This is a genomic window from Vibrio sp. 14G-20, from assembly GCF_026241515.1.
Classification (GTDB): domain Bacteria; phylum Pseudomonadota; class Gammaproteobacteria; order Enterobacterales; family Vibrionaceae; genus Vibrio.
In genome coordinates, this window is the sequence record NZ_JAPHPW010000028.1 from 39,629 (window position 1) to 51,923 (window position 12,295).

General features: G+C 43.9%; 12 protein-coding genes. 9 read left to right on the forward strand and 3 right to left on the reverse strand.

Features of this window, described 5'->3' with window-relative positions:
* Positions 1–30: 30 nt before the first annotated feature.
* Entirely contained in the window at positions 31–873 is an 843-nt protein-coding gene (gene glpG / locus OQJ75_RS19640) for a rhomboid family intramembrane serine protease GlpG (RefSeq protein WP_265974618.1), read from the forward strand.
* A gap of 89 nt (positions 874–962) precedes the next feature.
* Here glpG and OQJ75_RS19645 read toward each other — a convergent pair whose 3' ends face one another.
* Positions 963–1,370 carry a flagellar basal body-associated protein FliL gene (locus OQJ75_RS19645; RefSeq protein WP_004736708.1) on the reverse strand — a complete coding sequence of 136 codons (408 nt, stop codon included), beginning with the start codon at positions 1,368–1,370 and terminating at the stop codon, positions 963–965.
* A gap of 163 nt (positions 1,371–1,533) precedes the next feature.
* Here OQJ75_RS19645 and OQJ75_RS19650 point away from each other — a divergent pair, with 163 nt between their 5' ends.
* Positions 1,534–2,076: a chorismate lyase gene (locus tag OQJ75_RS19650; RefSeq protein ID WP_248388386.1), complete on the forward strand. Its 543-nt coding sequence runs from the start codon at positions 1,534–1,536 to the stop codon at positions 2,074–2,076.
* Positions 2,077–2,931 (forward strand): 4-hydroxybenzoate octaprenyltransferase, encoded by an 855-nt coding sequence (ubiA, locus tag OQJ75_RS19655; protein ID WP_248388384.1) that lies wholly within the window; start codon positions 2,077–2,079, stop codon positions 2,929–2,931.
* 101 nt (positions 2,932–3,032) lie between these two features.
* Here ubiA and plsB read toward each other — a convergent pair whose 3' ends face one another.
* The gene (gene plsB / locus OQJ75_RS19660; protein ID WP_260809776.1) at positions 3,033–5,456 is read right to left on the reverse strand and encodes a glycerol-3-phosphate 1-O-acyltransferase PlsB; all 2,424 of its coding nucleotides are present in this window, start codon (positions 5,454–5,456) and stop codon (positions 3,033–3,035) included.
* A gap of 221 nt (positions 5,457–5,677) precedes the next feature.
* Here plsB and OQJ75_RS19665 point away from each other — a divergent pair, with 221 nt between their 5' ends.
* The 4 genes from OQJ75_RS19665 (at position 5,678) to dinF (ending at position 9,204) form a co-directional block, all read left to right on the forward strand.
* A complete protein-coding gene (locus tag OQJ75_RS19665; RefSeq protein ID WP_248373371.1) occupies positions 5,678–6,040 on the forward strand; it encodes a diacylglycerol kinase in 363 nt (120 codons plus the stop codon).
* A gap of 94 nt (positions 6,041–6,134) precedes the next feature.
* Positions 6,135–6,755, forward strand: coding sequence for a transcriptional repressor LexA (gene lexA, locus OQJ75_RS19670; protein ID WP_017104719.1), 621 nt, complete (start codon positions 6,135–6,137; stop codon positions 6,753–6,755).
* Between the two features lie 97 nt (positions 6,756–6,852).
* A complete protein-coding gene (locus OQJ75_RS19675; protein ID WP_265974619.1) occupies positions 6,853–7,731 on the forward strand; it encodes a class I SAM-dependent methyltransferase in 879 nt (292 codons plus the stop codon).
* Positions 7,732–7,848: 117 nt separating this feature from the next.
* Complete coding sequence (dinF, locus tag OQJ75_RS19680) at positions 7,849–9,204, forward strand: MATE family efflux transporter DinF (protein WP_248388379.1); 1,356 nt, start codon at positions 7,849–7,851, stop codon at positions 9,202–9,204.
* 189 nt (positions 9,205–9,393) lie between these two features.
* Here the strand turns inward: dinF and sthA are convergent, their stop codons facing one another.
* Positions 9,394–10,794, reverse strand: coding sequence for a Si-specific NAD(P)(+) transhydrogenase (gene sthA, locus OQJ75_RS19685; protein WP_248373365.1), 1,401 nt, complete (start codon positions 10,792–10,794; stop codon positions 9,394–9,396).
* A gap of 331 nt (positions 10,795–11,125) precedes the next feature.
* Between sthA and fabR the strand changes: the two genes are divergently transcribed.
* Positions 11,126–11,767, forward strand: a complete 642-nt coding sequence (gene fabR / locus OQJ75_RS19690; protein ID WP_052880525.1) for an HTH-type transcriptional repressor FabR — start codon at positions 11,126–11,128, stop codon at positions 11,765–11,767.
* On the forward strand, positions 11,767–12,138 hold the full coding sequence (locus tag OQJ75_RS19695) for a YijD family membrane protein (RefSeq protein WP_265974620.1): 372 nt from the start codon (positions 11,767–11,769) through the stop codon (positions 12,136–12,138). The genes fabR and OQJ75_RS19695 overlap by 1 nt, the downstream gene beginning before the upstream one ends.
* Positions 12,139–12,295 lie beyond the last annotated feature (157 nt).

Here is a 12,295-nt window from a genome sequence, read left to right on the forward strand (position 1 = left end):
GTTTCTCAGTATAATGAATAGGAAGTGATAATGATTAGACTGATGGTGTTAGATAACCCGCGTCTTGCTCAAGCATTTATTGATTACATGGCTTCTCGCCAGATCCCTATTCAAATGTCTCCTGAAGGTGAGGGGCGTTTTGCTCTTTGGCTTCTTGATGGCCAATTTCAGGTTGAAACTGAAGCTGAGCTGAATCGCTTTCTTGCGGAGCCCAATCATAAACGCTATCAAGCGGCGTCTTGGGACATGGCAGAGACCAGAAAGAGCAACTTCCATTACCACACGCCAAGTTTCATGGGCATGATCAAAGCCAAAGCAGGCCCTGTGACACTAAGCCTGATGTTGGTGTGTGTGGTGATTTTTGCGCTACAACAGATCGGTTTTGGCCAAGCTATTTTCAATGCCCTGCATTTCCCAGCGGTGGATGGACAGCAATGGCAATTGTGGCGTTGGTTGAGTCATGCCGTTCTGCATTTCTCTGTTATGCACATCGCATTTAATATCTTGTGGTGGTGGCAGTTAGGTGGAGACATCGAGAAAAAGCTAGGTAGCCTCAAGTTACTTCAGATCTTTGCTATATCTTCTGCGCTTTCTGGCGCTGGGCAGTATTGGGTTGAAGGAGCAAACTTCGGCGGCTTGTCAGGTGTTGTTTATGCTCTGGTTGGCTACTTATGGGTTATCGGTGCGAAGGCGCCGCAACTTGGTTTAGGCATCCCAAGACAGATTGTCGGCTTTATGTTGGTGTGGTTGATACTTGGGTACATGCAACCATTTATGACTATCGCCAATACTGCGCATTTAGCTGGCCTAGCCGCTGGTGTGATTATTGGCTTTATCGATGCAATGAAAGCACCAAGCTCGGCAAGAAGTTAATTCATCTCTTCTAGTGAGTAGCCAAACGGTAGAGACAAAAAAGCGGCCAGATGAGCCGCTTTTTATTTGGATTCGTTTTTACATCATTATTACTGATAAAGGTATTTGGTAAACAGTAGGTCAGCAATGAGTGTTTTGCCTGTTTCAGGAAGCAAGACCTTGTTGAGATGCTCGACTAAAGTTTTTCTTAAATCTTCACGACCAGATAGAGATTTAATTGTTTCTTCGTTTTGTTTGCCGAGCAATTCAATCACAGCATCACGAATCAGTGGCTGGTGGTGCTCAATGGCTGCTAAGTCGTTACTATTCGCAACCATAATATCGAGACGAACCTGAATGTAGCCCAGTTTTTTACCTTTAGTGTAAAAATTGGTGGTCAGGTCAGGCTCTAGCGTGAAGTAGGCTAGTTTTGGTGCCGATTCCTCTTCAGCGAAACTTGATGCTGAAAAGAGTAGGGTAATCGCAAGAAATATTTGGGCTACATAACGTTTGTGCATATTTGTGACTTTTCTTTAGTTTATTCGCGATATTCGAAACGCATTAGTCTTGTTACAATGAGCGGTCTAAATCTAAATACGTTTACAATTTCGAAGAACGCTTTAATTTTGTTCGAAAGTTGAAGCTTTATTGTACGTGTAAAGTCACCTATTGAATACTAGTATGAATCAGCCAATATCGCTGTATCTTAATTCGTTAATGAATGTAGATTGGCAAAGTACAGAAACATTTGATTTTCCTAATAAAACCACCAAAGAGTGGCTTATGGAGCAAGGTTCTCTTTCCCGCAAGTTGGGGAAGTGTTGTCAGCACCTGTCTGTTGAGTTGCTTCATAATCAAGTTGTAGAACGCTCAATGTTGCAACAGGACGAGGAACATCTTTTATCATCGTTTGATTGCTTACTGCGTAAAGTGATTTTAAAGGGTGATGATGACCCGTGGGTATTAGGTCGAACCTTGATTCCCCGAGTCACATTAGAAGATCATCAGCACTCCGACCTTTCTCAACAAGGTAATGTCCCGCTTGGATTAACCGTTTTCAGTGCTGAGAACGTGGAGCGAGATGCGCTGCAAGTCGGTTGGGTTATCGCAGGTGATGAGCGATTACTCGCACGTCGTTCTCGATTATGGATGAACCATAAACCGATGCTTGTGGCAGAACTGTTTTTACCTACGTCACCCATTTACTCTAAGGAGAGTGTGTAAATGTTTGCCACCAAAGCGAAGGCGTACTGGCAATTAACGCGAATGAATCGCCCGATTGGTACTCTGTTACTCCTTTGGCCGACTTTGTGGTCGCTGATTATCGCCGCACAAGGTATGCCTGATTTTGATGTCTTGGTTGTTTTCGTACTCGGCGTCGTGTTGATGCGTTCAGCTGGCTGTGTGATCAATGACTTTGCGGACCGTAAAGTGGATGGTCATGTTAAACGCACCAAGCAGCGTCCATTACCCTCAGGTTTGGTTTCCAGTAAGGAAGCGATTCTGCTCTTTTTAGTGCTAGCCGTAGTTTCATTTTTGCTAGTACTCACCATGAATCCACTGACCATTAAGCTCTCATTTATTGGTGTGGGTCTGGCGTTCATTTACCCTTTCATGAAGCGTTTTACACATCTTCCACAGTTGTTCCTCGGCTTAGCGTTTAGTTGGGCGATACCAATGGCATGGGCTGCACAAACCAACGAACTACCAAGTATTGTTTGGTTTATCTTCGTTATTAATGCTTTGTGGACGGTTGCTTACGACACGCAATATGCGATGGTAGACCGAGATGATGACCTGAAGATTGGTATTAAATCGACGGCTATTTTATTTGGTCGCTTCGATAAGCTTATCGTCGGCTCTTTGCAACTTGTTACTCTAGCGATGCTGATTGTGTTAGGTATGCACTACCAATTGGGTGATACTTTCTATTGGGCATTGTTAGTTGCAGGCAGCTTGTTTGTGTACCAACAACATTTGATGCGTCATCGTGACCGAGACTTATGTTTTCAAGCTTTTCTCAATAACAACTATGTTGGCATGGCCGTAACGGTCGGTTTGTTCGTTACCTTCTGGTAAGCATCAGTTTTTATCAAACGAATATTCAAGAAAAAGGCACCCAGTGGGTGCCTTTTTTGATCGCGTTGAATTTGCTATCAGAGCCCTGCTATATACAGGAATTACTCGGCTTGGTGAATACTCTCTTGAATCGTCAGACGAACTTCAGGGTAAAGCATCGAGTAAAGAAGCTTAGCGAATTGCTGAGTCTTCTCTAAATCGCAGTTGCCGTCGTTATCTAGGTACTGTTGCTGCTTCAACGTTGCGAACATAGAAGCAAACACGCCTTTATCGAAGAATTCGGGAGCATTGATACCATGCAGTCGACCAAGTCGCTGTGCGATGTCTTGGCTCTTCTGCTCAAGGTCAGATTTGTCCAGTTCAGGATTCTCTGCCAGCAAGTTTAGAGCAATAGAGTAGCGCTGTAGCGTTTCTGAAATCGTACGGCCTAACAGCATAAGAGCTTGGCTGTTCGATTGGTTGATAGTCACTTCATTGTCAGACACAACAATCATGCCTTGGCTAACAAGCTCATCAATGATGTTTGATACTACGCCTTCAAGCTGTGATTCGTCGTAGCTTAAGAATAGTTCTTTCTTCAAGAACGGATAAATTGCTGCAACATTCTTTTGAATCGCTTCAATCGATAAACCGCGTTGACGAATGGTCATCTGGGCAATTAAAGATGGCAGAGCGAACAAGTGAATGATGTTGTTTCGGTAGTAGGTCATCAGAATTGACTGGTGACGGTCTAGCGAAATAATGTCGCCCATTGAGTCTGATTCAATCAAGAACTTGTTCAGTGATTCAGCATGTTTTACCAAATCTTCAGCGCTGTCTTTTGGCACAGTGAACGTTGCTGAATATGGAACGTTCTTAAGCAGTGATAGGTAGCAATTGATCTGAGAAACCAAAGAGTCACGAGACAATGCACGCTGTCTTGAGGCCAATAGCGCCGTTGCACAAAGGGTCAATGCGTTGGTCGCCGCGGCATCGTTAATGTGCGTCATCATTTTGGTCGCCAAGTCATTAACCACCGGGTTCATCCATTGTGGTTTACTGGTGCCCATTGGGTCGATGTCTTTGGTCCATTCTGGCGCGTGCTCGTTCAGGTATTGGTTCAGTTGAATCGGCTCACCGAAGTTAACGTAGCCTTTACCAAAGTTACGCAGCTTACGAATGGTACGAATCACTAAGCTCGCGTTTTCTTTCTCTTTACGCTTGCCACGAAGTTCTTTCGCGTAAGTTGCCACTTCCATCACGTGTTCATAACCAATGTACACAGGAACCAAAGTAACAGGACGGTTCATACCACGCAGCATTGCCTGAATGGTCATCGCTAGCATGCCCGTTTTCGCTTGCAGAAGACGACCCGTACGAGAACGACCACCTTCACTGAAGTACTCTACTGAGTAACCTTTAGCGAACAATTCCGCTAGGTATTCACGGAAAATCGTCGAGTAAAGCTTGTTGCCTTTGAAGCTACGGCGAATAAAGAACGCACCACCATGACGGAAAATAGGACCGGCAGGGAAGAAGTTGAGGTTGATACCTGCAGCGATGTGCGGAGGCACCATGCCTTCATGATAAAGCACATAAGAAAGCAACAAGTAATCCATGTGGCTACGGTGACAAGGGACGTAAACAATCTCGTGACCATCTTGAGCCAATTTACGAACCGTTGAAGCGTTGCTGATATGCAGGCCTTGGTACAACTTATTCCACAACCAACCCAGAATTTTCTCACCGCGTTTAATTAACGAGTAGGAGAAGTTAGCTGCGATCTCATCCATGATGTCCTGAGCTTCTTTGCTCGCTTTCTCTATGGAAATATTTTTTGCTTCAGCTTCGTCTTCTATCGCCTTCTTGATTGCTTCTGATTTGAGTAGGCGATCAAACAGAGCTTGGCGGCTTGGCAGGTTAGGGCCTGATGCAGCAAGCTTTTGGCGAGAGAAGTGAATACGTGCCACTCGCGCTAATTTGTGCGCGATGGTGCTGTCGGTGCCATGTGAGTTAGCCATGTAACGTAGAGAAACCACTGGGCTGAAACGCACCAGACAATCACGGCCTGCTAGCAATACCGCTTTTGATTTCTCTAAGCCATTCATTGCCTGGAGGTAAGGCTTCTGATTATTCTCTTTACCAGGTTTACGTCCCCAAAGCACAGTGGCAGGGATAACTTGAACATCGAGCTCAGAGTCTTCAGCATGCAGTGAAAGCAACTCAGAGAAAACTTCAATTGAAGAGCTTGGTACATAATCATCGTCTTGAAGCAGAGTTTTGCGAGAAGAGATAAAAACATAGCGTTGCAGTGATTTGCCGTTGATTTCAAGCTTGCTTAATGGATCAGGTAGACCTAATTCAAGTGCATGCTTTTGCAATGTAAGAATGTCGACACTTGAGCGAAACGGTAAGGCGTATACAATCGGTTTGCTCAAATCAATGTTCAAATCCTCAACAGGGTTTGAAGGAATTGATGTGCCCTTTACCAATACGGATAAAGGTAGCTTCATTAATGAACGTGAAAAAGATTGTCCAGAAGACATATAGGTTCACTGCCTCAATAGTTATTTCAATGTGCTCAAGCGTATCTCTATTTCTATGATGAAAAAGGATAAATCCTATGAGTGAAATAGGGATAAGCCTAGGCGTAAATTTAATCGATGCAAGAATACCAGAAACTGGTCTAACCTTTTAATGGAAATAGTCATATTGCCGTTAAGTTTGTGGAAAATCATTCATCAACTGATTGAGTATAGAGTTAAAAATGACCAAAAAATCAAACACCGGATTAAAACGCATCATAAAAGCAGCAGGCTTTTCATGGCAAGGCCTCACAAGTTCGTTTAAAAGCGAGGCTGCATTTCGGCAAGAAGTGTTCATGGCAGCAATACTGATTCCACTAGCATTCTATTTGGATGTAAGCCAAGTTGAGCGAATCTTGATGATCTCAGCTGTTGTGTTAGTGATGGTTGTCGAGTTAATCAATACCGCGATTGAAGCAGTTGTTGATCGAATCGGTAGTGAGCATCATGAGCTTTCTGGGATGGCGAAAGATGTCGGCTCAGCGGCTGTTCTCATCTGCCTAGTACTAGCGGGTTACGTATGGCTAGAGATCCTATTTTTGTGATTCTTGAAAAATGAACTAAAAACAACCAATTGCTTTGCTTTTGTTCAGTTACTGGATATACTCACAGTCAACTGTATAAAAAGACAGGTGAATCATGAAGCCGTTAACGCCCCGCCAACAACAAGTTTTTGATCTTATCAAAAGTAAGATTGACGATTTCGGTATGCCACCGACACGTGCAGAAATTGCACGAGAACTAGGCTTCCGCTCTGCTAATGCTGCAGAAGAACATTTAAAAGCTCTTGCTCGTAAAGAAGCGATTGAGATTATCCCGGGTGCGTCTCGTGGTATTCGTATTTTGCTTGAAGATGCAGCAAATGAGGAACAAGGTTTACCATTAATCGGTCAGGTTGCCGCTGGTGAGCCTATTCTGGCTCAAGAACATGTAGAAATGCATTACCAAGTAGACCCAGGTATGTTTAAGCCTCAGGCTGACTTCTTACTTCGTGTAAATGGCGAAAGTATGAAAGACATCGGTATTATGGATGGTGATCTACTGGCTGTTCATAAAACACAAGACGTACGCGACGGTCAGGTTGTTGTAGCTCGTGTTGATGATGATGTAACGGTAAAACGCCTAGAACGTAAAGGTTCAACGGTTCTGTTACATGCTGAAAATGAAGAATTTTCTCCAATTCACGTCGATCTAGAGTCTCAACACTTGTCTATTGAAGGACTGGCTGTTGGTATTATTCGCAACACCGACTGGATGTAGTCAGTACAAAAAGCTTATTGATATTTATTCTCAATAACTTGTTATTGTAATTGATATTCATTATCATCTTCTTTGTCGAGATACAAGGAAGATGATGATGCCAAATCCAACCAAACCTCAAATGAAGCCGCTTATTCGTAAGCCGCGCTCCTCTGTTCAAAAGGCTTCTTCTGATCAAGGGTCTGCACATCAAGAATTCCAAGTTCCGACGAATCTCGTTCAACATCTTTGGTTTCGCAGTCGCGAAAGCCTTGCCGATGACGGCCTAGTCTATGACCCTATCGCAGCTCAAGCCTGCAAACGCTGCCAATTAGCACCAGAATGTCTTACTGGTGAACTCGACCAACAACAACTCCTTTACGCGACACTGACTCAACTTTGTGATTCTCAAGTTCAACAATTTTTATCTCATAACCCAGATGCTTGGATTATTAATGTGGGAGCAGGGCTCGATACCCGTTTCTACCGTTTAGATAATGGCCGCTGTCATTGGGTTGAGCTGGATGTAACCGAGAATCTGCTTTGGCGACAACGCCTGTTCCACAAAAACGAACGTTATCGTTTGGAGTGTGGCTCTGTTGATGACCTGACTTGGTTAGATGAACTTAACATTCCAGAACAAGCTTCGGTGATGGTGGTGTGTGAACACGCTCTGCTTGATTGTAATGAACAGCAGACAGCGCACTTTATTCAGTCATTGAGTCGTTACTTTACTCATGCACACGCGTGTTTAGTGTTAGCTGGAGACAAAAGCTCGAGTTCTCTTGGGCAAAAGCTCGGTTCTGGAAAGTATGCTCACGGGTTGTCTTCACCAATAGACAGTGTTCTCAATTGGTTGCCATGGGCGCAATGGGTTAAGTCATTTTCACCATTAGAGCAGCAATGTAATCGTTGGAAGTTGTGGCAGCGATTGTTGTGTAAGATTTCTCAGTTTAAAAAGCGTTTAACTCCTCAATTAGTACTCGTTAAATGGTAGCGCTAGCTTCTTCTATCAACACATAGTTTGGTAAAAGCTAACCAATACACAAAGTACACAACATAGTGAAAGCCCACCCACTAGGTTAAACTATCGCCTCTAAACTAAGAGGTGATCGTGAAGCTATTTAATCCCCAAATTATTTTTCAAACGCTATCCAATCAGGCGATGCACAAAAAAGTGCTGTTGCTCGCAATCCCGATGGTTCTCTCTAATATTACGGTTCCATTGCTGGGCTTAGTCGATGCGGCGGTTATTGGTCATCTAGAGCATTCTTGGTATTTAGGTGGTGTGGCATTAGGCGGCACTATGATCAGTGTGACCTTTTGGTTGCTTGGCTTCCTGCGTATGTCGACAACAGGGCTAGCCGCACAATCCTATGGTGCGAATGATGGCAAGCAACTTGGCTTAGTTTTTGTGCAAGGCGTGACTATGGCCTTAGGGTTTGCTGGTGTCTTTTTGCTTTTACACAGTCTAGTCGCCGATTTAGTTTTCTCATTGAGTAGCGCCAGTGATCAAGTTAAGCACTATGGTCAGCAATATTTCTCAATCCGCGCTTGGAGTGCACCTGCTGCGCTAACTAACTTTGTTATTTTAGGCTGGCTGCTCGGGACTCAAAATGCCAAAGCGCCCATGTGGATGGTGATTATAACCAACGTCACCAATATCGTTTTGGATATCGTTTTTGTTATCGGTTTAGGGTGGCAAGTGGAAGGTGCTGCATTAGCATCTGTAATGGCTGATTATGCTGGTCTAACATTTGGCCTGATTTGTGTTTACCGAATCTGGGCGAAGAAACAGTTACCATCGCCATGGGATCTGCTTAAGAAAACCAGCCAAGGTTTGAGTCGTTTCGTGAAACTGAATCGCGATATCTTTCTTCGTTCATTGTGTCTACAAGCGACTTTCACTTTCATGACTTTCCAAGGTGCAAGCTTTGGCGATGATGTTGTTGCGGCCAATGCCGTGTTGATGAGTTTCTTGATGATCATCTCTTATGGGATGGATGGCTTTGCCTATGCAATGGAAGCTATGGTCGGTAAGGCGATAGGCGCGAAAGACAAAGATGAACTAAACCAGTCATTGATTGGTACTTTCTTCTGGAGCTTCAATATTTGTTTAGTACTGACCATAGCGTTCGCAATCGCTGGCTCTGGCTTAATCAATATGATCACCACAATCCCAGACGTAAAGAGCCAAGCCGAGGTGTATCTGCCATGGCTGATTGCGATGCCATTGGTGTCTATGTGGTGCTTCTTGTTGGATGGTATTTTTGTTGGGGCCACTAAAGGCAAGGATATGCGCAATAGTATGTTTGTTGCGACCTGCAGTTTCTTCGCGATTTTCTATTTAGCATCAGGTTTAGAGAACCATGCACTGTGGCTAGCGATGCTGAGCTTTATGGCAATGCGCGGAATTGGTCTTGGTGTGTTGTTTGTTTCTCAGTGGAAGAAGGGTGAGTTTCTCGCTTAGCTTACTTAGATAGCTCAGTTCAGGGAGCAACAAATAGAAGCTGTACAGGAAAAGGGGTATTTAGAACATCATGATCTAATTACTACCATTATCATATTATTCAGTATCTTAAATAAAAACAGCAAGCTCATGGCTTGCTGTTTATGTATTTGGCCTATAGGTGGTCAAATGCTCCTGTTGGTTCTTTATTTAGAACAAACGGTTAAGTCCGTTAAGTGCTGCAACACGATAAGCTTCTGCCATCGTTGGATAATTAAAGGTGGTATTTACAAAGTACTCGATGGTATTTGCTTCACCTTTCTGTTCCATAATCGCTTGGCCGATATGGATGATTTCAGCAGCACGCTCACCAAACACGTGGATACCCAAAATCTCTTTGGTTTCACGGTGGAATAGGATCTTCAAGCTACCAATATCTTTACCGGCGATTTGAGCGCGAGCTAAGTGTTTGAATGAAGAACGTCCCACTTCGTACGGTACTTTCGCAGCCGTTAGTTCTTGCTCGGTTTTACCAACAGAACTGATCTCAGGGATGGTGTAGATACCTGTTGGGATGTCTTCAATAAGGTGGCGTTCAGCTTCACCTTTGACAATCGCCTGTGCAACGAATCGACCTTGGTCATAAGCCGCACTCGCTAGGCTAGGGTAGCCAATCACATCACCTACTGCGTAAACATGGTCAACATTGGTTTGGTAATTGGTGTTTACTGATACTTGCCCACGAGAGTCTGCTTCTAAGCCAACCGCACCAAGGTTTAACTTATCGGTATTACCGGTTCGGCCATTGGCATACAGTAGGCAGTCGGCGCGCATTTTTTTGCCTGATTCTAGGTGAATGATCACGCCATCGTCCGTGCCTTCGATTTTCTCAAAGGTTTCGTCGTTCCGAATCACCACGCCGCTGTTCCAGAAGTGGTAAGAAAGCGCATCCGAGGTTTCATTGTCTAGAAATGACAACAAACGGTCACGAGTATTGATAAGATCGGTTTTGACACCCAAACCGCGGAAAATCGACGCGTATTCACAACCAATAACGCCAGCACCATAGATGATGATGTGTTGCGGATCGTGTTTAAGAGAAAGAATTGAGTCGCTGTCGTAGATACGTTCATGCAGGAAGTCGACGTTATCTGGTTGGTAAGGGCGAGAGCCTGTCGCGATAACAAATTTGTCTGCACTGTAGTGTTCTTCAGTACCATCACTCTGTATCACCGAGATGGTGTTGGTATCGATAAAACGAGCCGTACCGAATACCAGTGTGCATTGGTTACGATCGTAGAAGCCTTGGCGCAGTCGAGTTTGCTTATCGATGACTGATTTAGCATGACCCAGTATGTTGGAGAAGGTTGAGTGAATACTTTTGTTGTTCTGACAAAACAGCGGGTTGCTGTTGAATTCAATAATACGACTCACGGCATGACGCAGTGCTTTTGAAGGAATGGTTCCCCAGTGAGTACAACCACCACCAACGCTGCTCTCTTTTTCAATGATTGCAACGTTCAACCCGGCTTTGGTTAATCCCATCGCTGCCCCCTCTCCCCCGGGGCCACTACCAATTACGATTACATCAAAGTGGTTGGAGTGCGGCATAGATATCTTCCTTGTTATATTTGATTAACATTGCTTTAGCGAGATTTTAACTGATTCTGTTCTTGGGTACATGAAAAGGGCATCAGAGAGTCGGTGGGATCACGCAGTGTTATCGAAAAAATAATATTTGGTATGTCGTATGTCTCCAAATGACAGTGTGGATATTGAAATTTTTTCTTCGAACGTATTTACTTCGGTACGTGAACAAAGAGGTGTGTTTAGTGTCTGTCTTATATAACCAGAGTGCCTTATATAAAGAAGTGATTCGCGTTATATTAAACAGAGAATCAGACATGCCTGTTTAGGCTGTAAAAGAAGAAATTGATAAAGTATGAAACCAATGGGCATTCGCGCACAGCAAAAAGAAAAAACTCGTCGTAGCTTAATTGATGCAGCATTTAGCCAACTCAGCGCCGATCGTAGTTTTTCCAACCTAAGCTTGAGAGAAGTCGCTCGTGAGGCTGGAATAGCACCGACTTCCTTTTATCGTCACTTTAAAGATATGGATGAGCTTGGCTTAACCATGGTTGATGAAGGTGGTTTATTATTACGCCAACTAATGCGTCAAGCTCGTCAGCGTATAGCAAAGGAAGGCAGTGTGATTCGCACATCGGTTGAAACCTTTATGGAATTCATTGAAAGCAGCCCAAACGTATTCAGACTGTTATTACGAGAGCGCTCAGGAACTTCATTTGAGTTTCGTGCAGCGGTAGCTCGTGAGATACAACACTTTTCTGCTGAATTAACCGAATACCTGATAACGACAGGCATGACAAGAGATGAAGCTTTTACTCAAGCAGAAGCCTCGGTCATATTGGTTTTCAACTCAGGGGCAGAAGCATTAGATTTAGATCGACGTCAGCGAGATGAATTGGCTGAACGCTTGATCATGCAATTACGAATGATGGCCAAAGGGGCTTTTTGGTATCGTAAAGAACGTGAACGTAACCGATTAAAAGGCGGGATTGAATAATGTCGAATGAAAATAATACTGCAAACCGTGGTTCTGAAAGAAAGACACTCGTACTTGCTGTTGTTGCAGGTGTGTGTGGTGATGCACTGTTATCTTGGGTAACAATGAGCGAAGTGGGCTTCTCTATTTTCCCGCTAATTGCTTTAGTTTTGGCTGTACAAGCGCTTTACCAAGAATACCTAACGAATCCAGTATCTGAAGATATTCCATTAGTGGGTTTAGCTTGTTTCTTTGTGGGTGCATTTGGCCACTCGGCGTTTGTGAAAGCACAACATCCTGATGCAGGTTCAAACTTCTTTGCGATTATTGTCGCTATGTTACTGCTCGCTTGGGTAGGTAAGAAGCTAGGCTTTATCGGTAAAACTGCTTAAACCAACGTATAAATAAAAAAAACGAGCCAATGGGCTCGTTTTTTTGTATCTGTTGTACTGCCTAGAGAGCCAACACCTATCATTTAAGGTGTTTAGATAGCACAGTGTAGCGAGTCTTACTAAAACGAACGGTCCTATCTTTGGGCCGTTTTTGTTT

Bases quoted from the DNA above. Each gene is read 5' to 3' on its own strand.
- OQJ75_RS19665 (WP_248373371.1), top strand. From the start codon at position 5,678: ATGACCAAAAAATCAAACACCGGATTAAAACGCATCATAAAAGCAGCA.
- OQJ75_RS19650 (WP_248388386.1), top strand. From the start codon at position 1,534: ATGAATCAGCCAATATCGCTGTATCTTAATTCGTTAATGAATGTAGAT.
- OQJ75_RS19675 (WP_265974619.1), top strand. From the start codon at position 6,853: ATGCCAAATCCAACCAAACCTCAAATGAAGCCGCTTATTCGTAAGCCG.
- plsB (WP_260809776.1), bottom strand. From the start codon at position 5,456: ATGTCTTCTGGACAATCTTTTTCACGTTCATTAATGAAGCTACCTTTA.
- sthA (WP_248373365.1), bottom strand. From the start codon at position 10,794: ATGCCGCACTCCAACCACTTTGATGTAATCGTAATTGGTAGTGGCCCC.
- OQJ75_RS19695 (WP_265974620.1), top strand. From the start codon at position 11,767: ATGTCGAATGAAAATAATACTGCAAACCGTGGTTCTGAAAGAAAGACA.
- fabR (WP_052880525.1), top strand. From the start codon at position 11,126: ATGAAACCAATGGGCATTCGCGCACAGCAAAAAGAAAAAACTCGTCGT.
- lexA (WP_017104719.1), top strand. From the start codon at position 6,135: ATGAAGCCGTTAACGCCCCGCCAACAACAAGTTTTTGATCTTATCAAA.
- OQJ75_RS19645 (WP_004736708.1), bottom strand. From the start codon at position 1,370: ATGCACAAACGTTATGTAGCCCAAATATTTCTTGCGATTACCCTACTC.
- glpG (WP_265974618.1), top strand. From the start codon at position 31: ATGATTAGACTGATGGTGTTAGATAACCCGCGTCTTGCTCAAGCATTT.
- ubiA (WP_248388384.1), top strand. From the start codon at position 2,077: ATGTTTGCCACCAAAGCGAAGGCGTACTGGCAATTAACGCGAATGAAT.